Consider the following 23,535-nt stretch of genomic DNA (forward strand, 5'->3'; position numbering starts at 1 on the left):
AGCAATTGATTGGTCAGTAATTGAGACGTCGGTGATTGACGAGGCAGTAAAATGCGAGGGCAGGCTCAGGACAGGGCTCAGGGCAAGGGAGGACACGGTCAGGTGGAAGCCGCGACTCGGCGGGGCGATGAGGCCGCCCACGCCGCCAACAGCCCACTCGTTCACGACTTCGGGCTGCTGCTCAAGGCCGCCACCCGCCTGGAGCAGCGGATCGACACCGCGCTGAGGCGGGAGTGCGGCGTGAGCCACACGATGTTCGAGGTCCTCATCAGGCTCTGCCGGCAGCCGGACGAGGAGGTCTCCCAGCGCCGGCTCGCCGACGACCTCACCCTCACCAGCAGCGGCATCACCCGCCTGGTCGACCGCATGGAGGAAGCCGGCCTGGTCCGCCGCGTACCGTCCCCCGGGGACCGCAGAAGCGTCCTCGTGGACTCCACCGACCACGGCCGCACGGTGTTCCTGCAGGCCGCCGCCGTCCACGCGGACCTCGTCGAGCGGTACTTCGTCGCACCGGTGCCCCACGACGACCACGGTCGGCTGACCGCCTCACTGAGCCGGATACACGAAGCCCTGCGCGAGGACTGACCCCTCACGCACCGCCCCGGGAACGCCTGCCGTCCCGCCGTCGTTTGTCGTGTCCGCAGGTGGGGGACTCGGCGCCCATGACCGCAACCACACGCCGACACATGAAGCAGAACCGAGTGCTGTGGCTACTGGACCGTCTGGAACGAGCGCCCTGGGCCGATCCGGCGATCGACCGGCTCGGGTCGGCGATCCGCTCCCTGCCGCTGGGCCGCGGACGCGACCTCCTGCACGGCAGGTGGCTGGGACACCCGGTCCATCCGCTGATGGTGCAGGTGCCGATCGGGAGCTGGCTGTCCGCCGCCGTACTGGACACCCGGCCCGGCCGATCCCGCGAGGCGGGCGTCCTCGTCGGCGTCGGCCTGGCCGCCGCCGCGCCCTCCGCGCTGGCGGGCGCCGTCGACTGGGCGGAACTGCACCGCGAACAGGCCCGCGTCGGCCTGGTGCACGCCATGGCGAACTGGACCGCCGTCGGCCTGTACGCGGCCTCCCTCGCCAGCCGCCTCAAGGGGCGTACGGCAGCCGGCCGGGCCTACGGCTATCTGGGGCTGACGGCCGTCGGGGTCGGCGGCCTGCTGGGCGGCCACCTCGCCTACCGCCAGGCGTCCGGCGCCAACCACGCGGAAGAGGTACCGCATGTCGTCCGAGCCGGCTGGCACCGGATCGGCGCCGTGGCCGATTTCCCGGCCGAGCAGCCCGTGCGGCGCGCCGTGGACAATGTGCCGGTCCTGGTGGTCCGCGAAACCGGCGGGACGATCCACGCGCTGGCCGAACGGTGCAGCCATCTGGCGGGCCCGCTGTCGGAGGGCACGGTCGCCGACGGATGCGTCCAGTGCCCCTGGCACGGCAGCGTCTTCCGCCTCTCCGACGGCTGGAACGTCCAAGGCCCCGCCACCGCCCCGCAGCCCGCCTTCGACACCCGGATCGTCGACGGATACGTCGAGGTGCGCCTGCGTCGGGCCGGCCGGGAGGCGAACGGCGAATGGAGCGGGCCCGGAATGGACAGGGCCCACGGCCGCGCCGGCTGACACCGGGCGCAACGCTACGCCGGGCCCGGTGCCACCGTCGTCGTGACGCGTGTGAGCGCGGGCTGCCGCGGCACCGAGCCGAAGCCGAAGCGCACCGGCGGTTCGACGGGCGCCACCGCACCGAGGTCCGTGCCCTCGAACACCGCGGACGCCGCACGGATCGGCCGCAGGTCCCGCGCGCCGTACCACTCGCGGCGGCCGGCGCCGGAGCTGCCCCGGGTGCGCACCCCGGGCAGGAACGAGCGGGCGGGCAGGTCCGTCAGCGCGCACCAGGCCGGACGGCGGGCGAGCGCGCCCGGCACGGCACACAACAGCAGCCCCAGGAGCCCTCGACGGCCGGGTGTGAAACGCAGGCGGAGCGGCCCCGCGGTCACGGCCCACACCCCGTCCGCGACGCTCACGCCGACCGGGACGACACGCACGGTGTCGAAGACGTAGGTGCCGCTGACGAAGTCCGCCGTCCGCCGCGTGGGAGCGAGCAGCAGCCGCTCCCCGTCGGCCCGCTCGAGCATCACGTCGCTGAACGGCCCGAACGGCGAGCGGGCCCAGGAGCCGAGGACCACGCGGGTCCCGGAATCCGTGCCCAGGCCCGCGATCCAGCCGTCGAAGCGCAGCCGGGTCACGTAGGGCCCGGCTCCCTGGCACAGGGCCGGGAGACCCCCAGGCGTACGTGCCTGACACCTTCCGAGAAGTGCACCACGGGTTCGCCGAGTGGGGCGGGCAGGCCCGCCGCGCCCGTCAGCGTCTCCTCCAGCACCTCGACGTCCGCCTCGGCCAGCGGCCACGGCTCGTGCTCCACGGGAATCTCCCAGAGCACGCCGAGCCGGCGCGTGTACGCCCGCCAGCGCGAGGTCAGCCACACGTCCCGCTCGGCCGGCCGGATCGGCAGGCCGGGGCGGACGACCAGGCGGTAGGAGGCCTCACCGGCCCACCGTGACCCGGCGTACGAGACGGTGTCCCCGCTCCGGGTGACACTGAGGGCGCCGGGGTTGTAGGGCGCGCCGACGGCGCGCGCCGCCAGCATCGGGGGCCAGGCGACCTCCAGGGACAGGAACCACAGCCCGTCCCGCCCGTCCCGGCGCCGTACATAGGTCCGCAGGTTGGTCTCCGCGAACGTCGGGACTCCGGGCAGCGTGGCGGGTACGCCGGGTGGGCGCACGTCCGCCATCACGAAGGGCGTGAGGCTCACCCAGGCGGCGCCTTCGTACTCGTCGACGACCAGGCCGTCGGGGAGCAGCGCCTGAACGTCGTCCGGCCGGAACGGCCAGTGGACGAAGGTCTGGGTGAGCCAGCCCGCCCGCAGCGCGGGTACGGTCACCCGCTGTTCCGCTCCGTACGCCACCACAGCCGGCGAGTGCCCCCGCCCGCCTCGACGGAAACGCGGGGGCACTCACTGCACCTCGCCAGGCGCTCCCGTGACCCACTCGTGCCGTTCCGGGTACTCGATGCGCGGCGGGCCGGGCATCGGCGTCCGGCCCGGGCCGAGGGCCGAGGAGGCATGACATGGGACTGCGCAAGCACGTGGTGGTGGTGACCGGGGCGTCCAGTGGCATCGGACGGGCCACAGCCGACGCCTTCGCACGGAAGGGCTGCGCCGTGGTGCTGGCCGCGCGCCGCGAGGAGGCGCTGGAGGCGACGGCCCAGGAGTGCGAGAAGCACCGAGGAGCACGGGCACTGGTCGTGCCCACCGACACGACGGACGTCAAGGCGGTCGAGGACCTGGCGCAGCGTGCCGTGGCGGAGTTCGGCCGGATCGACGTATGGGTCAACAACGCGGCGGTCAACGCCTTCGGCCGCTTCGAGGACGTGCCGCTGGAGGACTTCCGCAAGGTCCTGGACGTCAACGTGATGGGCTACGTGCACGGGGCCCGGGCGGCCCTGCGCGTGATGCGCGAACAGGGCTCCGGCACGCTGATCAACATCTCGTCCATCGCCGGCACCGTCTCCCAGCCGTACAGCCACCCCTACAGCATGTCGAAGCACGCCGTCCAAGGGCTCGGTTCGAGCCTGCGGCAGCAGCTGCGGGTGGAGGGGGAGAAGGGTGTCCACGTGTGCACCGTGATGCCCGCGACCATCGACACCCCGCACTTCCAGCAGGCGGCGAACTACACCGGGCACAGGGTGGTCGCCATGCCCCCGGTCTACAGCCCCGAGCGGGTCGCCAAGGCCGTCGTGGACCTCGTGGGCCACCCCCGTCGCGAGGCGGTGGTCGGGCCGGCCGGACGCGCGCTGGTACGCCAGTCCCGAATGGCACCCGCGGCCGCGGAGCGGGCCATGGCACGGCAGACGGCCAAGAGCCACCTCGATCACGACGAGGAGGCCCCGGCCACCCACGGAACCCTGCATGTACCGGCTCCCGGGGAGGGCGCGGTGCACGGCGGCTGGCACGGGCGGCGCCGCACCGCGATGCGCAGAACGGCCTTCGCCGCCGCGCTGGCGGGCGCGGCCGTGACGGCGGGACGCCGGAGGAGTCGCTGAGCCGGCCCGCGTGCGGTACTGGTCCGCTCCGAGAGGCGGCGCGGTGCGAGTGGTGTGAGCCTGGTCGAAGACGGGGCACCGCGTGGACAGGGCACCACGTGGACGGGACGCTCGTGTCGTTCCGCTGCTCACCGTCTCCCGGTGCCAAGAGGGAGCAGAGGACGTGGACCAGCGCAGCAGCCCGGACGGCACGGACACGCGGCGGCGGATCCCCCGTACCGACGCCGTACTGCGGGACACGCGCCTGGCCGGCGCGGGACGCAGACTGGGGCCCGGGGCGGTGAAGGCGGCGGTGCGGCAGGCCCAGGAGCAGGCGCGGACGGGCGCCATCGCGCCGGAACAGGTGGCGGACGCGGCGCTCGCCCTGTTGCCGCGCTCCGTCGGCGGGCTGAGGTCCGTCATCAACGCCACGGGGGTGGTCCTCCACACCAACCTCGGGCGGGCGCCGCTGTCGGCGGCGGCCCGGCAGGCGGTGCAGGAGGCCGCCGGCCCCACGGACGTCGAGCTCGACCTGCACACCGGTGCCCGGGCCCAGCGCGGGCGGACCGCCCTGGCCGCCCTGCGCGAACGGGTCCCGACGGCCGCTGCCGCTCATGTGGTGAACAACGGTGCCGCCGCGCTCGTCCTGGTGGCGACCGCGCTCGCCGCCGGCCGGGAGATCGTCATCAGCCGCGGTGAGATGGTCGAGATCGGCGACGGTTTCCGCCTGCCGGACCTGCTGGTGTCCACCGGAGCCCGGCTGCGCGAAGTGGGAACCACCAACCGTACACGTGCAGCCGACTACGCCGCGGTGGTCGGCCCGCAGACGGCGTTCGTGCTGAAAGTGCACCCCTCCAACTTCCGGATCACCGGGTTCACCCACGCCGCCGAGACGGCCGAGCTGGCGGCTCTCGGCGTCCCGGTGGTCGTCGACATCGGCTCCGGGCTGCTCGCACCTCATCCCCTCCTGCCGGCCGAGCCCGACGCCGCGACCCAGCTCCGGGCCGGGGCGTCGCTCGTCACCGCGAGCGGGGACAAGCTGCTCGGAGGGCCGCAGTGCGGACTGCTCCTCGGAGAGGAGCGACTGGTGCGCACCGTGTCCCGGCATCCGCTCGCCCGTGCGCTGCGCGTGGACAAGCTGACCCTGGCCGCGTTGGAGGCCACGCTGGCCGGCCCCGAGACCCCGACCGCCGAGGCGCTGGCCGCCGACCCGGCACGGCTGCTCCACCGGGCCGAGCGGTTGGCGTCGGCGCTCGGCGCCGACGGCATCGATGCCCGGTCCGTTCCCAGCGCCGCGACGGTGGGCGGTGGCGGTGCCCCGGGGGTGACGCTGTCCAGCGCCGCGCTGTCGCTGCCCGAGCGGTACGCCGCCGCCCTGCGGACCGGTCCGGTTCCCGTGGTGGGGAGGCTGGAGGCGGGCCGGTGCCTGCTCGACCTGCGGACAGTGCCGTCGCAGGACGACGAGCGGCTGGTCGAGGCCGTGCGGTCGGTTCCGGAACCGGGCGCGGGGAGGGAGGCGCCATGTGGGTACTGGCCACCGCCGGGCACGTCGACCACGGCAAGTCAGCCCTGGTCCGAGCCCTGACCGGAATGGAACCCGACCGCTTCGAGGAGGAGCGACGCCGAGGCCTGACCCTGGACCTCGGGTTCGTATGGACCCCGCTGAGCGGCGGCCACGGCGGCGAGCACCTCGCCTTCGTGGACGTGCCCGGGCACGAGAGGTTCGTCGCCACCATGCTGGCCGGTGTGGGGCCCGTGCCGGCGGTGCTGTTCGTGGTGGCGGCCGACCAGGGCTGGCAGCCGCAGTCGCAGGAACACCTGGAGATCCTGGACGCGCTCGGAGTGCGGCACGCCGTGCTCGCGGTGAGCCGCAGCGACCTCGCGGACCCCGAGGCCGTGCGTGCCGACGCCGTCGCACGTATGGCGGCCACGTCCCTCGGCATCGTGCCGTCCGTCGCGGTGAGCGCGGTGACCGGCACCGGACTCGGCGCACTGCGCCGGGAGCTGATCCGGTTGGGCCGCTCGCTGCCCGTTCCGCCCGCCGACGCGGACGTGCGGCTGTGGCTGGACCGCGCCTTCACCGTGCGCGGTCACGGCACGGTCGTCACCGGCACGCTGGGGGCGGGCACGTTGCGCGTCGGCGACCGGATGGTGGCGGGGGACGGCACGACCGCCCTCCGGGTACGGGGGCTGCAGTGCCTGCGCGAAGACGTCCCCGCCGCGGGCGGGGTGGCGCGTGTGGCGGTCAATGTGCACGGCCCCGACGCCGGTGCACTGGGCCGGGGGCAGGTGCTGCTCACGCCGGACCGCTGGCTGCTCAGCGACCTGATCGACGTCAGGGTCCGCGGAGCACCGGTCGAGGACCTTCCCCGGACGCTCACCCTGCACATCGGGACCGCAGCGGTGCCGGTGACCCTCCGCCCGTTCGGCCCGGACACGGCCAGGCTGACCCTGGGCCGGGCCCTTCCTCTGCGGGTGGGCGACCGGGCCGTCCTGCGGGAACCCGGCGGGCGGCGCATGCCGTGCGGGGTGTCCGTCCTGGACGTGCGACCGCCCCGGCTCACCCGGCGGGGAGCGGCTCGGGCGAGGGCGGCCGAACTGGAGGGCATGACCGGCAGGCCGGACGGCGCGGCGGAACTGCGGCGGCGCCGACTCGTCCGCCGGTCGGAGCTCGCGGCCATGGGAGTCCCGGCCCCCGGCGCGCCCGTGGGCGGGGACTGGCTGGTCGACGCGGCCCACTGGGCGGCGCTGCGGGATCGCCTGGAGACCGAGGTCGAACACCACGCGACACAGCACCCGCTGGAGCCCGGCCTGCCCACCGAGGCAGCCCGCCGCCTGCTCGGTCTGCCCGACCGGTCGCTCGTCGACGCCCTCGCCGGGACGTCCGGAAAGGTGTCCTCCGTCCGAGGGCGGCTGTACGGAGACCTCCGGCCCACCCTGCCGCCGCCGGTGCGGGCGGCCGTGGACGCGGTGCGGCGTGAGCTGGCGAGGGCACCGTTCCGGGCCCCGGAGGCCTACCGGCTGACCGAGGTGGGGCTCACCGGCAAGGCCCTGGCCGCCGCCGTGTCGGCGGGCGCGCTGCTGCGGGTCGGCGACGGCATCGTGCTGCTTCCGGAGGCGGACGCCCGAGCCGCCGGCGTGCTCCGCGGGCTCCGGCAGCCGTTCACACTCAGCGAGGCGCGGCGGGCCCTCGACACCACACGCCGGGTCGCCGTGCCGCTGCTGGAGTTCCTGGACGCCCGGGGGTACACCGAACGAGTGGACGACCAGCGTCGACGCTGCCGGGCCGGTACGGAGAGCGGAGGCGGACGGGAATCGAACCCGCCTGCCCGAGATCCTCGGACACCTCGGTTTTGAAGACCGGGAGGGCCACCAGGCACCCACACGCCTCCATCGCCCGCCCACGCTACCGGAGGCTTCGGGTACCGGCGGCGCTCGCCACGGCGAGATCCCTCGCGACGGACCGCCATCGATCCCTCGCGACGGACCGCCATCGACCGAGAGGACCGTCATGACCGCCACCCGAGAAACACCCGTGCGGCTCACGCATTTCGCCCACGGCGGAGGCTGCGCCTGCAAGATCCCTCCCGGTGAGCTGGAGGACGTGCTCAGCGCACTGGCCGGGCCGCGGACGATCGTGGGCGACAGCCCGCTGCTGGTGGGGCCGGCCACCGGCGACGACGCCGCCGTGGTCGCCCTGCCCGCCAGGGGCGACGACCCGGTCCAGGCGGTGGTGTCCACCGCCGACTTCTTCACGCCGGTCGTGGACGACCCGTACGACTGGGGACGCATCGCCGCGGCCAACGCCCTGTCGGACGTGTACGCGATGGGCGGCCGCCCGCTCGTCGCCGTCAATCTCCTGGCCTGGCCACGCGATGTGCTGCCCTACGATCTGGCCCGTGAAGTGCTGCGCGGCGGGCTGGAGATCGCCGTCGACGCGGGCTGCCACGTGGGCGGCGGGCACAGTGTGGACGATCCCGAACCCAAGTACGGCATGGCCGTCACCGGTCTCGCCGACCCGGCGCGCCTGCTGCGCAACGACGCCGGTCGGCCGGGCATGCCCCTGTCGCTGACCAAGCCCCTCGGACTGGGGGTGCTGAACAACCGCCACAAGGTCACGGGGGAACGTTTCGAGCAGGCGGTGGCCACGATGACGGCGCTCAACCGGGAGGCGTCGGAGGCGGCCCTGGAAGCCGGGGCGACCTGTGCCACCGACATCACCGGCTTCGGCCTCCTCGGCCACCTGCACAAGCTGGCCCGGGCCTCGGGCGTGACCGCGGTGGTCGACACCGCCGCCGTGCCCTACCTCGACGGGGCGCGCGAGGCGGTCCGGGACGGGTACGTCAGCGGCGGCACCCGGCGCAACCTGGAGTGGGTGGCGCCGTTCACCGACTTCGGGGACACGGACGCCGACACCCGGCTGCTCCTGGCCGACGCCCAGACCTCGGGCGGGCTGCTCGTCGCGGGCGAGGTACCCGGAGCGCCCGTCGTGGGGGAACTCGTCGCATGGACGGGGCACTCCCTCGTGCTGAGGTGAGGACGTACTGAGGTGAGGACGTACTGAGGTGAGGACGTACTGAGATGAGGGCCGGCGCCGGTCAGGGCTCCGTGCCCGTCCGTTCGTCGACACCGGCCCGCGCCCGGTACGCCCGCACCAGCTCGACGGCGGCCGGGCCCCTGGGGCGGCGGCCGGGCCGGATGTCGACGGCGAAGGCCTTGGTCTCCTGGATGTGGCTGTTGGGGTCCAGGGACAGGTGCAGCAGCTCGTTGGCCGCGTCGCCCGTGCTGTAGCCGTTCGGCCCCCAGTGGTAGGGCAGTGCCACCTGGTGCAGGACGCGCCCGTGCACCCTCAGCGGCGGTACCCGGTCGGTGACCATCACCCGGGCCTCGATCACGGCGCGGGCGCTGACGATCGTCGCCCAGCCGGTGTGCCGCAGACCGCGTTCGGCGGCGAGTTCGGGCGACACCTCACAGAAGAACTCCGGTTGCAGCTCCGCCAGGTAGGGCAGCCAGCGGGACATACCGCCCGCGGTGTGGTGTTCGGTGAGCCGGCAGGTGGTGGCCACGTAGGGGAAGACCTCCGCGCCCGCCTCATCGCCGCTGGGCTGGTAGCGGTTGGCCGGGTGCGGCGGAAGCAACTGCCGTACCGGGTTGCGCTGCCGGGCGTGGAGGAGGTTCGGGAAGGGCGAGTCCTGCGGCTCGTAGTGGGTGGGCAGGGGCCCGTCGGTGAGCCCGGACGGAACGTACAGCCAGGCCTTGCCGTCGGCCTGCATGATGAACGGGTCGGTGCCCGACAGGGCCGCGGGCCCGGTCGCGCCCTCCGGGGGCCGGTGATCGGGGGGCTTGTCCTTCTTGAAGTCGGCGATGTCGTGGCCGGTCCACTCGCCCTTGTCCGCGTCCCACCACACCAGCGCCTTGCGCTCGCTCCACGGCCTGCCGTCCGGGTCGGCCGACGCACGGTTGTACAGGATGCGCCGGTTGGCGGGCCAGGCCCAGCCCCACTCGTTCGCCACCCAGTTCTGCTGCCCGCCCGGCTTGCGGCGGGCGGCCTGGTTCACGCCGTCCGCGTACACGCCGCAGTAGATCCAGCAGCCGCAGGAGGTGGATCCGTCGCCGCGCAGCTGCTCGTACGAGGCCAGTGGGTCGCCCTCGGCGTCGTGGCCGTTGATCTCGGCGAGGACGGCCTCGGCGTCCGGCTCCGCCTGCTCGCCCTTCGTGGGGTAGTCCCAGGTGAGGTCCAGCACGGGCCGGTCCATCGGGTCGGTGGACGCGGCGAGCTTCTGCCGGATGATCCGTCCGAGGTGGTAGGTGAACCACAGGTCGCTGCGCGCCTCGCCGGGCGGGTCGACGGCCCGGTGGTGCCACTGCAGCAGGCGCTGGGTGTTGGTGAAGGTGCCGTCCTTCTCGGTGTGCGCGGCGGCCGGCAGGAAGAACACCTCGGTGCGGATGTCCTCGGTGCGCAGCTCACCCGTCTCGATCTCCGGGCCGTCCTTCCACCAGGTGGCCGACTCGATGAGGGAGAAGTCACGTACGACGAGCCAGTCCAGGTTGGCCATGCCCAGGCGCTGCATCTTGCCGTTGGCGGACCCGACCGCGGGGTTCTCGCCCATGAGGAAATAGCCCTTGCAGGTCCCTTCGAGCTGGGCCATGACCGTCTCGTAGGTGGAGTGGGAGCCGGTGAGGCGCGGCAGGTAGTCGAAGCAGAAGTCGTTCTCGTCGGTCGCCGCCTCACCCCAGTAGGCCTTGAGCAGGCTGACGAGATAGGACCGCATGTTGCCCCAGTAGCCCTTGTGGGCTGCCTCGTCCCGCACGAAGGCGTCCAGGCCCTGCTCCTGGTGGGCGTGCCGCATCGGGATGTAGCCGGGCAGCAGGTTGAACAGGGTGGAGATGTCCGTCGAGCCCTGGATGGAGGCGTGCCCGCGCAGCGCCAGGATGCCGCCTCCGGGCCGCCCGATGTTGCCGAGCAGCAGCTGCAGGACGCAGGCCGCCCGGATGTACTGGACCCCCACGGTGTGCTGCGTCCACCCGACCGCGTAGGCGAAGGCGGTGGTGCGGTCCCGTCCGGAGTTCTCCGTGACGAGTTCGCACACCTGGCGGAAGAGGTCCGGCGGCACGCCGCAGACGCTCTCGACCATCTCGGGGGTGTAGCGGGCGTAGTGCCGCTTGAGCACCTGGAAGACACAGCGCGGGTGGGTGAGCGTCTCGTCCCGTTCGGGCCGGCCCTCGCCCACGTCGGCGCCGCCGGCCCCGTGGGCCTCGCCGCGCGCCGCCTCCGACACCGAACCGCCGCCGGGGCGCTGGTCGTACTCCTGGTCCCGTTGGCCGGAGGCCGCCTGCATCTCCGTACCGGCGTACTGCCAGCTGCTGTTGTCGTAGGTGCGGGTGTCGGGGTCGAGGCCGGAGAAGACCCCGTCGAGGTCCTCGGTGTCACGGAAGTCCTCACGCAGGACGACGGGACCGTTGGTGTACGCCACCACGTAGTCGCGGAAGTACTTGTCGTTGCTCAGGACGTGGTTGATGATCCCGCCGAGGAAGGCGATGTCCGAGCCCGCGCGCAGTGGCACGTGCACGTCGGCCTGCGCGCTGGTCCGGGTGAACCGCGGGTCGACGTGGATCACCTTCGCGCCACGGGCCTTCGCCTCCATGACCCACTGGAACCCGACCGGATGGCACTCGGCCGTGTTCGAGCCCTGGATGACGATGCAGTCGGCGTTCTGCAGGTCCTGCTGGAAGGTGGTCGCACCGCCGCGGCCGAACGAGGTTCCCAGACCGGGAACGGTGGAGGAGTGTCAAACACGCGCCTGGTTCTCGATCTGCACGGCTCCCAGGGCGGTGAACAACTTCTTGATCAGGTAGTTCTCCTCGTCGTCCAGCGTGGCCCCGCCCAGACTGGCGATGCCGAGCGTGCGCCGGGTGCGGGTCTCGTCGACCTCCCACTGCCAGCCCGCCCGGCGGGTCTCGATGACCCGGTCGGCGATCATGTCCATGGCCGTGTCGAGGTCGAGGCGCTCCCACGAAGTGCCGTGCGGGCGCCGGTGGAGGACCTGGTGCCCGCGGGAGCTTCCGGTGGTCAGCTGCAGGCTGGCGGCGCCCTTGGGACACAGACGGCCGCGCGAGATGGGGGAGTCCGGGTCGCCCTCGATCTGGGTGACGCGGTCGTCCTGGACGTAGACGTTCTGGCCGCAGCCCACCGCGCAGTACGGGCAGATGGACTTCACCACCCTGTCCGCCGAGGCGGTCCGGGGAGTGAGCCGCGCGCTGCGGCCGCTCCGGGCGGCGGCCCCGCGGCCCAGGGGGTCCGTCCCCTTGAGCTGGCGGTACACCGGCCAGGTGTCGATCCATGTGCGTACGCCCATGACGTCCGCCTTCCCACTACGCATATTTTCCCGCAGCCGGCCGAAGACGGCATCATCTGGTCGGGAAGGGCGTCGACGGTGGTCCGCCCGTCAGTGGTCCTCGGACCGTGCCTGGGCCTGGGCCTCCAGGCGCTCCCGCTGCGGTACGACGGTGTATCGAGGGTCCTCGGCGGAGGCCACGCCGGCGTGGAACACGCCGAACCGCAGGGCGGCCGAGCCGGTCAGCAGGGCCGCGCCCGCGCCCGTGGTGAGCAGCCGGGCCCGGCCGCTACGGCAGCCCGCGCGGCCCGCGTACGTCGCCAGTACGGCACCTCCCGCCGTGAGCACCTCCGCAGAACGCAGCAGCCGGTGCGGACCGCCCTGCTCGTAGGGCTCGGCCGCCAACCCCATGCGCCGCTTCATCAGCCGGAACGATCCCAGCTCCAGCGCGGCGCCGGCCGCCGCCAGGCGGCGCGCGGGCCCGGTGTCCCGGGCCGGGGCACAGGCCAGCGCGAGCCCGGCCGCGGCGGTGGCGCCCGAACCCGCGAAGACGAACGGCAACTCGCGATAGCCCTCGTGCCACGACGGCACCGCGGTGTCGGAGATCAGAACGGCGGTGTAGGTGGCGACCGCCGGGCCGAGCGCGGCGGCGCCCACCGTCGCGGCAGCACCGACAGCCCGGTGACGACCCGTGACGTCGGCGGCAGCGGCGGCCACCGCGAGCGGTGCGTAGCCCGCCAGCAGCCACGAACCCAGGCTCATCGGGGACGTGGGCTTGAAGACGCGCAGCATGTTGACGAACCGGGCGGGGCGGCCCAGATCATGGACGAGGGCGGCCAGCGAGAGGGACATGGCGCCCGCCGCTCCGAGCTTCGCCACCCGCGCCAGCCCGGGCCGACCCGTGACCTGGCCGCCGGCGGCCAGCAGGGACGAGGCCCCGGCGAGCCCCCCGAGGTAGAGGTAGCCCGCGATGTCGAGGGGCTTCCACGTCGGCCTGTTCAGGACCGGCTTGCCGTAGTACGACGAGAACTCGGCCTCGGGAACCATGGCCCGCTCGCCGTGTCCACGTCGCCGCCGACGGCGTCCGGTCGGCTCCCCGGTGACGGCGTCGCGTCCGGGGCGCGCGCCCTCCAGCCCGTCACGGGTGACGTCCGACCCGGTCATCGCGCCCTCCTGACGAAACTGACGACGGCCATGGCGGCGAGCGACGCGGCGGCCGCCGCCGCATGCCGCCACATGGCGGGCAAATCACGGGTGGTGACGACCGGGTCGGGCGGCAGGCCGTACACCTCGGGCTGGTCCAGCAACAGGAAGAACGCGCCGTCGCCACCCACGCCGTCCTGAGGATCCTCGCCGTACAGGCGCGCGTCCGTGACACCGGCCGCCCGCAGCCGCTCCACTCGGGTCGCCGCCCGCTCCCTCAGCTCGTCCACGGGGCCGAACTGGATGGAGTCGGTGGGGCACGCCTTGGCACAGGCCGGTTCCATGCCGGTGCCGAGCCGGTCGTAGCACAGGGTGCATTTCCAGGCGCGTCCGTCGTCGGGGCGCTGGTCGATGACGCCGTACGGGCAGGCGGGCACGCAGTAGCCGCAGCCGTTGCAGATGTCCTCCTGGACCACGACCGTGCCGAACTCGGTGCGGAACAGGGACCCCGTCGGGCACACGTCGAGACAGGCCGCGTGCGTGCAGTGCTTGCACACGTCGGAGGACATCAGCCAGCGCAGTTCGGTGCGACCGTCGGGCGCCACGGGGGAGATCGCCCCGGTCGGCGCGCCCGCGGGCACGGAGCCGGGCTCGGGGACGGTGGCGCCCGGGCCGGGCGAGGAGGGTGAGGTGCCCAGGTCAGCGGCCGCCGCGAAGACGTCGACGTCCTCGTGGCCGATGCCGGGCTCCTGTCCGCCCAGCGGCTTGCGCTGCTCGATGAAGGCCACGTGCCGCCAGGTGTCGGCGCCGAGTCCCTGGGTGTTGTCGTAGGACATGCCGGTCAGTTCCAGGCCGTCCTCGGGGATCGCGTTCCACTCCTTGCAGGCGACCTCGCACGCCTTGCAGCCGATGCACACGGAGGTGTCGGTGAAGAAACCCATGCGGGGCCGGGCGTCGGTGTATCCGGCGGCGCCCGCCACGTCGGGCTGCGAGCCGAAGAGCAGATTGCCGCGGGCCGGGTCCACGCTCGTCCGGGCCGCTTGTGCTGCGGTGTCGTCCGTCATGGCCCGCACCTCCTCGCCCACGACTTCCCGGCGGCTTTCCTCCACCTCCAGTAGACGTCGGCGGTCGGCGGCCCGCAGCCCCAGGCACGCCCGCTCCGTGTCCCTCGGTGTTCAGGCGTCGTACGTGTGGAAACCGCGGCCGCTCTTGCGGCCGAGCCGGCCCGCGGCGACCATGCGGCGCAGGAGGGCCGGGGGCGCGTACAGCGGCTCCTTGAACTCCTCGTACATCGACTCGGCCACGGCCTGCGCGGTGTCCAGGCCGATGAGGTCGAGCAGGCGCAAGGGCCCCATGGGGTGGGCGCATCCGAGTTCCATGCCCCGATCGATGTCGTCCGGCTGCGCGGAGCCCGACTCCACCATCCGTACCGCGCCGAGAAGGTAGGGCACCAGGAGGGCGTTGACGACGAAGCCGGAGCGGTCCGGCGCCTGGATAACCTGTTTGCCCAACTGCGCGGCCAGGCCGCGGGCGCGCCGCACGCTGTCGGCGCTGGTGACGAGAGCGGGAATGAGCTCGACCAGCCGCTGCACGGGTACGGGGTTGAAGAAGTGCATGCCGATCACCCTCGCCGGCCGCTCGGTGGCTACGGCGAGATCGACCACGGGGATCGATGAGGTGTTGGTGGCGAGGACCGCCGCAGGGTCTTCGACCGCCTTGTCCAGGGTGCGCAGGACATCGGCCTTGATGTCGCGGTTCTCGGCGACGGCCTCGATGACGAACTGGCGGTCGCCGGGGGCGGCCCGCCGCGCCCAGGACCTCGCACTGGAGCGGGCGGGGAGCCGGATGGCGTTCGGCTCGGCGCTGGGAGACCTCGGCATGGTCCAGCAGCTGCTGGCCGACTCCGAGATCGACATCGAGGCGAGCCGCGCGCTGATCCTGCGCACGGCCTGGGAGCTGGACACCGGCTCCGCCGCCGCCGCGCAGCTCACCTCCGTCTCCAAGACCTTCGTGGCGGAGGCGGTGAACCGGGTGGTCGACCGGGCGGTGCAGATCTGCGGAGCCCTCGGCGTCTCGGCGGCCGACGCCCCGCTGGCCCGTCTGTTCCGGGAGGTACGGCCGTTCCGGATCTACGACGGCCCGTCGGAGACGCACCGGTTCGCCATAGCGCGCCGCGCGGTGCGGCCGTACCGACAGCCGCGCGCGGGTGCCGCCGACGGCTCATGACGCCCGTTGGCTCAGCCGAGCCGCTCACCGGCCTTGTCCCCGAGCGAATCGTCCCGTTAGCTTTCGGCGGACATCGGATGACAGCTCGAAGCGAGGCGGCGTACCAGTGACAGCTCGTGGCGGTGCGCAGCGGGATGCGCAGTACGGTCTGCTGACCAGCATCGCCGGTGAGGCCGGGGTGTCACTGAGCACCGTGTCCAAGGTGGTGCACCGGCGCCCCGACGTCGGTGCCGCGACCCGCGCCCGGGTCGAGGAACTGCTGACGCGACACGGGTACGTCCGCCCGGGAGAACCGGACCCCGCGGCGCCGCGCCAGATCATCGCGGTGTTCCGCGACCTGACCGGGCCGTACACCCTGGAGGTCGTCCGCGGGATCGTGGACGCGGCGGACGACCTCGGCATCGACGTGGTGACCGGCACGACCGCCCATCGCCCCATCTCCCAGTGGCTGGAGGAGTGCGTGGCGATCGGCGCGGCCGGAGTGATCATCGTGATCTCGATGCTGGCCGAGGAGGACCAGCGCCGCATCGTCGAGCAGCGCCTCCCGGTGGTGCTGATCGACCCGCTCAGCCCGCCGAGCCACGACATCCCGAGCATCGGGGTCACGAACTGGAGCGGGGCGAGGGACGCCGTGCAGCACCTGCTGGGGCTCGGGCACACCCGGATCGCCATGCTGGCGGGCCGTTCGCACTCGCTGTCCGGCTCGGCCCGGCTGCACGGTTACCGGGCCGCGCTGGAAGAGGCCGGGATCCCCTACGACCCCGCGCTCGTGCGCTCGACCGACTTCGACTACGCCGAGTCCCTCGCCGCCACCCTGCACATCCTGCGCTCGGCCGACCCGCCCACGGCGGTCTTCGCGGCCAGCGACGCCCAGGCGCTCGGTGTCCTGGAGGCCGCCCGTCAGGAGGGGCTCGCCGTCCCGGACGATCTCGCGGTGATGTCCTTCGACGACACCCATGTGGCGGCCATGGCCTGCCCGCCGCTGAGCGCGGTACGCCAGCCCTTCGAGGAGCTGGGCAACGAGGCGACCCGGGTACTGATGCGGCTCGCCGAGGGCAAGCCGCCGGCGTCCACGCGGATCGAGCTCGCCACGGAACTGGTGCTGCGCACGTCGACGTCCGCACGCCGACGGGTCCCTGCCCCGTAGCGCCCGCGATGTTGCGCCCGCGTGGTGTCAGGCCAGCGGGACGATCACCGTGGTCGGGGAGTGGGGCGACAGACGCAGGGTCTGCCGCCGCTCCTTCGCTCCACGGCACACGAGGGCGACCTCCCGCTCGCGCGGGGCGGTGAGAACGACCCGGGCGAAGCCCTTCTCCACGTCCCAGCTCAGCTCCTCGACGCTCACTCCCGCGCGCGTGCCGATGCCGCGCACACTGCCGCTCGCCCACTCCGCGGGCAGGGCGGGCAGAAGCTCCACGATCCCCGGCCGGGAGTCCATGAGCATCTCCGTGAAGACGGCGGGCAGGCAGTGCGCGGCGTCCGCGTTGTAAATCTCCAGACCGGGATTGTGCGAGGTCATCAGCGAGCGGAAGACCATGTCACGGCCGAGGATCTTGAGGATGTTCGCCTTCGCCGTCCCGCCGTCCTTCAGACGTGCGGCGACCAGGGCGCGGTGCAGGCTGCCGTGCGCGGACATGTTCTCGTCGCCGCGCAGCAGCAGTGCCGCACGGGCTGCGGCGGCCAGGCCCGGGGTGTCGTCCGGGGTGATGTCGTGCAGGGGCCACACCGGGTGGAGATGGCTGATGTGCCGGTGGTCGTCGGCGGTCTCCAGGCCCGGCCACGCCCACTCGGCGAGCGCCCCGCGACGGTCGACACGGTAGGGCGGCAACCGGTCGGCGAGGGCACGCCAACGGCCGGCCGCCTCCTGTTCGACGCCGAGGTGCGCGCAGACGTCCGCGGCGGTGGTGAGCGCGTGCCGGGCCGCCGCCACGTCCATGGTCGCGTTCACTCCGGCGACGCCCGGCCCGCCACGCGGGCCGACCTCGGGGGAGTAGGAGGGGACCAGTACGACGTGGCCCTCGCTGTCCTCGCGGGTGAGGAAGTCCTCGAAGAACAGGGCGGCCTCGACGAGCCAGGGGGCGAGGGTGCCGGCGAGGAAGTCGTCGTCGCCGGTCGCCTGCCAGTACTCGTAGAGCGGGAACAGCAGCCAGTCCGCGCCCGCCAGCCACATCGTCCAGGGCCACTCGTCGTCGAGGTGGAACAGCAGGCCGTGTTCCCCGTCGGTCCGGCTGGGCGCGAGGATGCCGCGGGTGCCGTGGATCGTGCGGGCGTTGGTGCGCCAGTCGTCGATCTGCCCGCCGATGAGCGCGGCGTACGGGTGCACGAGTTCGGGCATGCCGGTGAGCACGGCCCCGGCCATCTGCAGATTGACGTTGGCGTCCGTGGTGTAGTCGCCGGACCAGGCAGCGCCCCAGGCCCCCAGCCAGAGCCCGGTCAGCCGCGGCGGGAGCACTCCACTGGAGCTGAGCAGGAGGTAGCGGCCGGAGTGGAACAGCGTCTCGACCAGGGCGGCGTCCAGCATTTTGGGGTCGGCGCGGGTGAGCAGCTCGCCCACCGGCAGCTGCCGGTCGCTGTCGGACGCGCCCAGGTCGAGTTCGGCCCGGCCGTAGAGCTCGCCGTGGACGGGAGCGTGGCGGGCGAGCAACTCGTCGTAGTCCACGGGGAGTTCGAGCAGGGTCGTGCGCATCCCCTGGGTGTCCGCCGACGACGCCCGGTCCATCCGGGTCAGCAGCACCACGCGGGCCGCTCCCTCGACGCGGGCCGTGTCCCCCTCCACCCGGACCCGGCCGCCCGTGACGACGGCCCGGGTCACGCCGGCGAATTCCGCCGCACCGGGCCCGGGCGGGTACGCCCCGACCACGGCGAGGTGCGCTTCGCCCTCCCCGGTGGCCTCGGCGGACGTCGAGAAGGTGACTTCGGACGGGCGGCCGGGGAGATCGCCGGAGAGCCGGATCGACAGGTCGAGCCGTGGACCGGTGATCTCGACGACCGCGACGGCGTCGACGCGCGAGACGAACGCGCGCCGCCGCCGTTCGCGCCCCCCGTCGGACCAGGTGACCCGCACCTCACCGGTGGCGAAGTCCGTCACCCGGCGGTAACCCTCCACGGGGCCGCCCGGCTCCACGGGGCCGCCCGGCTCCACGGGGCCGCCCGGCTCCACGGGGCCGCCCGGCTCCACGGGGCCGCCCGGCTCCACGGGGCTGCCCGGCTCGCCGTGAGCGTCCAGGTGGAGCACGTGCCCCGGGTGGAACGGCTGGGTCCAGGCCAGCGCCCTGCCGTCGGAGAACTCGCGCTGCGCCCGCTCCCGGTCGCCGGCCAGGATCAGGTCGCGCACGTGCTCGAGACGGTCGGCGACGGCCGGCGGCCGCATCCCGACGGATCCGTTGGGCAGCACGTACCGGTGGTGGTTGTGAACGATCCGCTCGTGGTGCGGGTGTCCGAACACCATGAGTCCGTACTCGCCGTTGCCGGAGAGGAAGGCGTCCTCCCAACGGTCGGCGGGTTCTGTGTCGTGGACGCTGTGCACCGGCATGTCCCGGCCTCCCGAAAGTGACGCGCCTGAGCGGCTCGAACAGGCTGCCGCGGAGCCTACAAGAGGTGGCCGCCCCTTTCGCGAAAGACTTTCGAAGATCAAAAGTCGGCGCATCTACGCAGGTAGAAGGACTTTCGGTCGTTTTTCCTCCGGATCGGTGATCCAACTGGCGTGTACCTTCACTGCGCGCACACTCACGGCGCGTGACGGGGAGGTCCAGGCCGAAGTGACGGGATCAGCAGGGTCGCGCCGGGACGGCCAGTACGGGCTGCTCACCGCGATAGCGGACGAGGCCGGTGTCTCGCTCGCGACCGTTTCGAAAGTCGTCCACCGGCGAAGGGACGTGTCCGAGGCGACCCGGTCCCGGGTCGAGGCGCTGCTGACCGAACGCGGTTACGTCCGCGCCTGGGACGGTGACGCGCGCCGGCCGCGGCAGATCCTGGCCGTGTTCCGGGACCTGGCCGGCCCCTACACCCTGGAAGTGGTCCGCGGCATCGTGGAGTCGGCGGCCGAGATGGGCGTCCACACGACCGTCGGCACGACGAGCCGGCGCTCGATCGCCCGGTGGCTGGAGGAGTCCGCCGCGCTGGGTGCCGCGGGTGTCGTGATCGTGATCTCCGCTCTGGCCGAGCAGGACCAGCGCCGCATCGTGGACCAGCGGCTGCCGGTCGTGCTCGTCGACCCCCTGAACGCGCCGTCCGCGGACATCCCGAGCGTGGGGGTGACGAACTGGCACGGCGCGACGACCGCCGTCCAGCACCTGCTCCAGCTCGGGCACCGGCGGATCGGCATGCTGGCCGGCCGGTCGCACTCCCTGGCCGGGTCGGCACGGCTGCACGGCTACCGGGCCGCTCTTGCCGAGGCCGCAATCCCGTACGACCCCGCGCTCGTCCGTTCGACGGACTTCGACTTCGGCGAGGGCCTGCGTGCCGCTCGCAGCGTCCTGGCCCTGAGCGAGCGGCCGACTGCCCTGTTCGCCGCGAGCGACGCCCAGGCCCTGGGCGCCCTGGAGGCGGCCCGGCAGCTCGGCATCCCCGTTCCGCGCGAGCTGTCGGTCATGTCGTTCGACGACACCCTGGTGGCCGGCATGGCCTCGCCGCCGCTGAGCGCCGTACGGCAGCCGTTCCACGAGCTGGGCCAGGAGGCCACACGTGTCCTGCTGCACCTGGCCGACGGCAGGCCTCCCGCTACGACGCGCAGGGAACTCGCGACCGAACTGGTCGTGCGCGAGTCCACCGCTCCGCCGCACGAGGACAGCGGACGGGTCTGACCTCGGCCTCCGCGGGCCCGACGTTCGCGAAAGTCTTTCGGAACTGATTCCCCTCCGATATTGCCGTGGCTGATTTCCGCCGCTTAGCGTGACCGACGCCAGCTCAACCGCAGGAGCGACGGTCCGCAAACCTTGCGCGAAAGCACCTGACGGGCATGGCCATCGACTCACATTCCTCAGCGCGGACAGGCCCGGGACGGCCTGTCCGCTGGGTGAGCACACCCATGAAGCGGATGTGCCGACTCGAAAGGTTCAACGATGAACAGAGTGTCCCGGCGGTGGTTCCTCACCGCGACGGCGGCGACCACGCTGAGCGTCACCGTGGCCGGCTGCGGCACGTCCGGCAGTTCCACGGCCTCGCCCACGGGCGACGCGGACTTCTGGACCCTGCAGGACCCGACCAACCCGGTCCAGCAGGCGGCGGTGGACACGTTCAACTCCACCGGTCACGGCAAGGTCTCCATGACGGTCATCGCCACGGACGGCTACAAGGACAAGCTGCGGACGGCCATGGGCTCGTCCAAGATGCCGGGGCTGTTCTTCAACTGGGGCGGCGGGAGCCTCAACGACTACGTCAAGGCCGGGAAGCTGGTGACGCTCGACCAGCCGCTGGAGATGCACTTCCTCGCCTCGGCCCTCGCCGCGGGCAAGGTCGACGGCAAGCTGGTGGGCATCCCCTGTCGCGGCACCCAGCCGGTCTTCCTCTTCTACAACAAGAAGGTCTTCGCCGACGCCGGCGTCAAGCCGCCCAAGACCTACGCCGAGCTCACCGACCTGGTGAAGGTGTTCAAGAAGCAGGGGGTCACCCCCTTCGCCCTCGCGGGCAGCGCCAGCTCCTCGTGGACCGAGCTGATGTGGATCGAGTACCTCGTCGACCGTCTCGCGGGCCCCGAGCTCTTCCAGAAGATCGCCGGCGGCGACTGGTCCCAGTGGAAGGACCCCGCCGTCCTCAAGACCGCGCAGATGATCAAGGGGTTGGTGGACAGCGGCGCCTTCGGCAAGAACTTCGGCTCGGTCAACTACGGCCCCGGCGGCACGTCGACCCTTCTCAACAAGGGCAAGGCGGCGATGGTCCTGATGGGCTCGTGGGAGTACGCCACCCAGCAGAGCGAGGCCCCGGACTTCGCCAAGAACGGCCTCGGCTACGTTCCCTTCCCGAGCGTCGCGGGCGGCAAGGGCGACCCCTCCAACGTGGTCGGCAACCCCACCAACTACATCTCCGTGACCACCACCGCGCCGAAGGACACCGCGGCCGCCTTCCTCCGGACCACCTTCAGCGACAGCTACGTCCAGGGCCTGGTCGAGAAGGGCGAGGTCCCGGTCACGTCGAACGCCTCGCAGTTCCTGGACAAGGCACCGGACCCCGCGTACGCCAAGTTCCAGTACGACCTCGTGGACGGCGCCACCACCTTCACCCAGTCCTGGGACCAGGCGCTGGGCCTCACGCTGGGCACCCCGCTGCTGACCGAGATCCAGAAGCTGTTCAACGGGCAGAGCTCGCCGGAACAGTTCGTCAGCGCGGTACTGGCGATCAAGAAGTAGGAAGGCACGTCCACGTGGTCTCCGCAACGACTTCGCGGCCCGTCGGCAAGCGCCGGGCCCGCGATCGGGCCGCTCCTCCCATGCTGGAGCGGCCGGGCGTGGTCTGGGCGCTGCCCGGGCTGCTGTTCTTCCTCGTCTTCGCCGTCGCACCGATGATCGGCGTGCTCTACCTCTCCTTCACCCACTGGGACGGCCTCAGCGCCCCGCGGTTCACGGGCGCGGAGAACTGGTCGCGCTTCTTCGGCGACCCCCAGGTGTGGCAGTCCACCCTGGTCACCGGCGTCCTGCTGGTCGGGAACATCGCCGTCCAGGCGCCGATCAGCATCCTGCTCGGGGTGTGGGCGGCCGGCCGGCAGCGCAACCGGGCCGTGCTCTCGGCCGTCTTCTTCCTCCCGCTGCTGCTGTCCACGGCGGCCACGGCCATCATGTGGCGCCAGCTGCTCGACCCGAACTTCGGCCTGCCGTCGAAGGTCGAATGGCTCTTCGGCACGAACCCCCTCGGCACCCAGAAGGGCGCCGTCGCCTGCCTGGTCCTGGTGACCAGCTGGCAGTTCGTCCCCTTCCACAGCCTGCTCTACCAGGGGGCCGCCCGCGCCGTCCCGCACACGCTGTACCAGGCGGCCTCGATCGACGGGGCGGGGAGGGTGCGGCAGTTCTTCCACATCACGCTGCCGCAACTGCGCAACACCATGATCACCTCGACGATCTTCATGGTGGTGGGCGGTCTCACCGCCTTCGACATCGTGCTGCTGCTGACCAACGGCGGCCCCGGCACCGACACCTCGATCCTGCCGTTCTCCATGTACCAGACCGCGTTCCGCACCTACGACTACGGCTACGCCAGCGCCATCGCGAGCTTCCTGCTCCTGCTCGCCACGGCGGCCTCGGTCCTGCTCACGAAGCTGAGCGGCTACGACAAGATGACGAGCACCCTGGAGGGGCTGTGAGGACGCGCCCCAACTACGTGGCCGGTGCCGCGGCCCTCGTCTGGCTCATGATCATCGGGGTCCCGCTGTACGCACTGGTGAACACCGCGGTGCAGCCGCAGACCACGTACACCGACAAGGGCCCCGTCTCGCTCCCCGACACCGTGACGCCGGAGAACTTCCGCACGGTCCTGGACAGCGGCTTCCTCCAGTACATCTGGAACACCCTCGTCGTGGCGGCGGCCACGGTCGCCATCGTCCTGGCTCTCGCCATACCGATCAGCTACACGGTCGTGCGCGGCCGGGGCCTGCTGAGCAGGGGAGTGTTCCGCCTGTTCCTCCTGGGCCTGGCGATCCCCTCGCAGGCCGTGATCATCCCCCTCTTCCTCATCGTCAACAACCTGGGCTTCTACGACACGCTGTGGGGGATCATCCTGCCCACCGCCGCGTTCGCCCTCCCCGTGAGCGTGCTGGTTCTCAGCGGCGGGATGCGGGACATCTCCACCGAGCTGTACGAGGCGATGGCCCTGGACGGCGCGAGCCCTGCCCGGACCCTGCTGACGCTGGTCGTGCCGATGTCGAAGTCCGCCATCGCGACCACCTCGGTCTTCACGGCCCTGCAGGCGTGGAACGGCTTCCTGTTCCCGCTGATCATGACCCAGTCGAACGAGAACAAGCTGGTGACGCTGGGCCTGTACAACTTCGTCTCCGAGTACGGAGCGAACGTGCCGGCTCTGCTGGCCGCGGTGCTGATGTCCGCGGTCCCCATCCTCGTCGTCTACCTCTTCGCCCGCCGGGCCCTGGTCGCCGGCCTGATGGGAGCCGGCGGCAAGTGACACCACCGGCGTCCCGCCAGGCCCGATGAGACAGGACGCCGCCCGAAGCGGGGCCCGGGCGCCGACCGGCGCCGATCACCACCTCCCCATGACGCTGTCCGGCATGTCCGCCTCCCCGCGACCGCCGGACCGGTGCCCGGGCCCGATTCACCGTCCCC

At 72.5% G+C, this 23,535-nt stretch carries 17 protein-coding genes, 1 tRNA gene and 2 pseudogenes; 12 read left to right on the forward strand and 8 right to left on the reverse strand.

The features are described 5' to 3' along the window. Positions 1-102: 102 nt before the first annotated feature. Entirely contained in the window at positions 103-585 is a 483-nt protein-coding gene (locus tag IG99_RS12155; protein ID WP_037672761.1) for a MarR family winged helix-turn-helix transcriptional regulator, read from the forward strand. Between the two features lie 101 nt (positions 586-686). Beyond that, positions 687-1,610, forward strand: coding sequence for a Rieske (2Fe-2S) protein (locus tag IG99_RS12160; protein ID WP_037672763.1), 924 nt, complete (start codon positions 687-689; stop codon positions 1,608-1,610). A gap of 14 nt (positions 1,611-1,624) precedes the next feature. Here the strand turns inward: IG99_RS12160 and IG99_RS12165 are convergent, their stop codons facing one another. Together IG99_RS12165 and IG99_RS12170 are read right to left on the reverse strand one after the other, a co-directional pair. Continuing rightward, the gene (locus IG99_RS12165; protein ID WP_234311822.1) at positions 1,625-2,233 is read right to left on the reverse strand and encodes a hypothetical protein; all 609 of its coding nucleotides are present in this window, start codon (positions 2,231-2,233) and stop codon (positions 1,625-1,627) included. Beyond that, entirely contained in the window at positions 2,230-2,928 is a 699-nt protein-coding gene (locus tag IG99_RS12170) for a YqjF family protein (RefSeq protein ID WP_037673001.1), read from the reverse strand. The genes IG99_RS12165 and IG99_RS12170 overlap by 4 nt, the downstream gene beginning before the upstream one ends. A gap of 185 nt (positions 2,929-3,113) precedes the next feature. Here IG99_RS12170 and IG99_RS12175 point away from each other — a divergent pair, with 185 nt between their 5' ends. The 3 genes and pseudogenes from IG99_RS12175 to IG99_RS12185 all read left to right on the forward strand — a co-directional run. Further along, positions 3,114-4,088, forward strand: coding sequence for an SDR family oxidoreductase (locus IG99_RS12175; RefSeq protein WP_037672765.1), 975 nt, complete (start codon positions 3,114-3,116; stop codon positions 4,086-4,088). 163 nt (positions 4,089-4,251) lie between these two features. After that, positions 4,252-5,652 carry an L-seryl-tRNA(Sec) selenium transferase gene (gene selA / locus IG99_RS12180; protein ID WP_199815496.1) on the forward strand — a complete coding sequence of 467 codons (1,401 nt, stop codon included), beginning with the start codon at positions 4,252-4,254 and terminating at the stop codon, positions 5,650-5,652. A gap of 5 nt (positions 5,653-5,657) precedes the next feature. Then, a pseudogene (locus IG99_RS12185) lies at positions 5,658-7,331 on the forward strand (SelB domain-containing protein); the annotation flags it as partial. A gap of 35 nt (positions 7,332-7,366) precedes the next feature. On the opposite strand, the gene IG99_RS48705 reads toward IG99_RS12185, so the two are convergent. Next, positions 7,367-7,459 (reverse strand) — tRNA-Sec (locus IG99_RS48705). Positions 7,460-7,578: 119 nt separating this feature from the next. Between IG99_RS48705 and selD the strand changes: the two genes are divergently transcribed. Beyond that, a complete protein-coding gene (selD, locus tag IG99_RS12190) occupies positions 7,579-8,604 on the forward strand; it encodes a selenide, water dikinase SelD (protein WP_037672770.1) in 1,026 nt (341 codons plus the stop codon). A 61-nt stretch (positions 8,605-8,665) separates the two neighbouring features. Here the strand turns inward: selD and fdh are convergent, their stop codons facing one another. The 4 genes from fdh to IG99_RS12215 all read right to left on the reverse strand — a co-directional run bounded on the left by fdh (position 8,666) and on the right by IG99_RS12215 (position 14,925). Continuing rightward, a complete protein-coding gene (gene fdh, locus IG99_RS12195) occupies positions 8,666-11,923 on the reverse strand; it encodes a formate dehydrogenase (protein ID WP_199815497.1) in 3,258 nt (1,085 codons plus the stop codon). Between the two features lie 90 nt (positions 11,924-12,013). Beyond that, positions 12,014-13,066 (reverse strand): NrfD/PsrC family molybdoenzyme membrane anchor subunit, encoded by a 1,053-nt coding sequence (gene nrfD, locus IG99_RS12205; RefSeq protein ID WP_199815498.1) that lies wholly within the window; start codon positions 13,064-13,066, stop codon positions 12,014-12,016. Further along, on the reverse strand, positions 13,063-14,109 hold the full coding sequence (locus IG99_RS12210; RefSeq protein WP_051865270.1) for a 4Fe-4S dicluster domain-containing protein: 1,047 nt from the start codon (positions 14,107-14,109) through the stop codon (positions 13,063-13,065). Before IG99_RS12210 ends, nrfD begins: the two co-directional genes overlap by 4 nt. A gap of 111 nt (positions 14,110-14,220) precedes the next feature. Further along, positions 14,221-14,925 carry a 3-hydroxybutyryl-CoA dehydrogenase gene (locus IG99_RS12215; protein ID WP_324606131.1) on the reverse strand — a complete coding sequence of 235 codons (705 nt, stop codon included), beginning with the start codon at positions 14,923-14,925 and terminating at the stop codon, positions 14,221-14,223. Between IG99_RS12215 and IG99_RS12220 the strand changes: the two are divergent. Both IG99_RS12220 and IG99_RS12225 read left to right on the forward strand, forming a co-directional pair. Further along, positions 14,840-15,271 (forward strand): annotated as a pseudogene (locus IG99_RS12220) (acyl-CoA dehydrogenase family protein); the annotation flags it as partial. The gene IG99_RS12215 and the pseudogene IG99_RS12220 sit on opposite strands and share 86 nt — an antisense overlap. 106 nt (positions 15,272-15,377) lie before the next feature. After that, positions 15,378-16,418: a LacI family DNA-binding transcriptional regulator gene (locus IG99_RS12225; protein WP_037672777.1), complete on the forward strand. Its 1,041-nt coding sequence runs from the start codon at positions 15,378-15,380 to the stop codon at positions 16,416-16,418. 27 nt (positions 16,419-16,445) lie between these two features. On the opposite strand, the gene IG99_RS47560 is transcribed toward IG99_RS12225, so the two are convergent. Further along, positions 16,446-18,803, reverse strand: coding sequence for a glycosyl hydrolase family 95 catalytic domain-containing protein (locus IG99_RS47560; RefSeq protein ID WP_051865227.1), 2,358 nt, complete (start codon positions 18,801-18,803; stop codon positions 16,446-16,448). A 226-nt stretch (positions 18,804-19,029) separates the two neighbouring features. Here IG99_RS47560 and IG99_RS12235 point away from each other — a divergent pair, with 226 nt between their 5' ends. From IG99_RS12235 to IG99_RS12250, 4 genes are all read left to right on the forward strand, one after another. Further along, positions 19,030-20,073 (forward strand): LacI family DNA-binding transcriptional regulator, encoded by a 1,044-nt coding sequence (locus tag IG99_RS12235; RefSeq protein WP_051865271.1) that lies wholly within the window; start codon positions 19,030-19,032, stop codon positions 20,071-20,073. A 258-nt stretch (positions 20,074-20,331) separates the two neighbouring features. Then, entirely contained in the window at positions 20,332-21,615 is a 1,284-nt protein-coding gene (locus tag IG99_RS12240) for an ABC transporter substrate-binding protein (protein ID WP_051865228.1), read from the forward strand. 80 nt (positions 21,616-21,695) lie between these two features. Then, positions 21,696-22,562, forward strand: coding sequence for a carbohydrate ABC transporter permease (locus IG99_RS12245; protein WP_037672778.1), 867 nt, complete (start codon positions 21,696-21,698; stop codon positions 22,560-22,562). After that, on the forward strand, positions 22,559-23,377 hold the full coding sequence (locus IG99_RS12250; RefSeq protein WP_037672780.1) for a carbohydrate ABC transporter permease: 819 nt from the start codon (positions 22,559-22,561) through the stop codon (positions 23,375-23,377). Before IG99_RS12245 ends, IG99_RS12250 begins: the two co-directional genes overlap by 4 nt. Positions 23,378-23,535: the final 158 nt, after the last annotated feature.

The organism is Streptomyces griseus subsp. griseus (assembly GCF_000720255.1).
GTDB lineage: Bacteria > Actinomycetota > Actinomycetes > Streptomycetales > Streptomycetaceae > Streptomyces > Streptomyces griseus_I.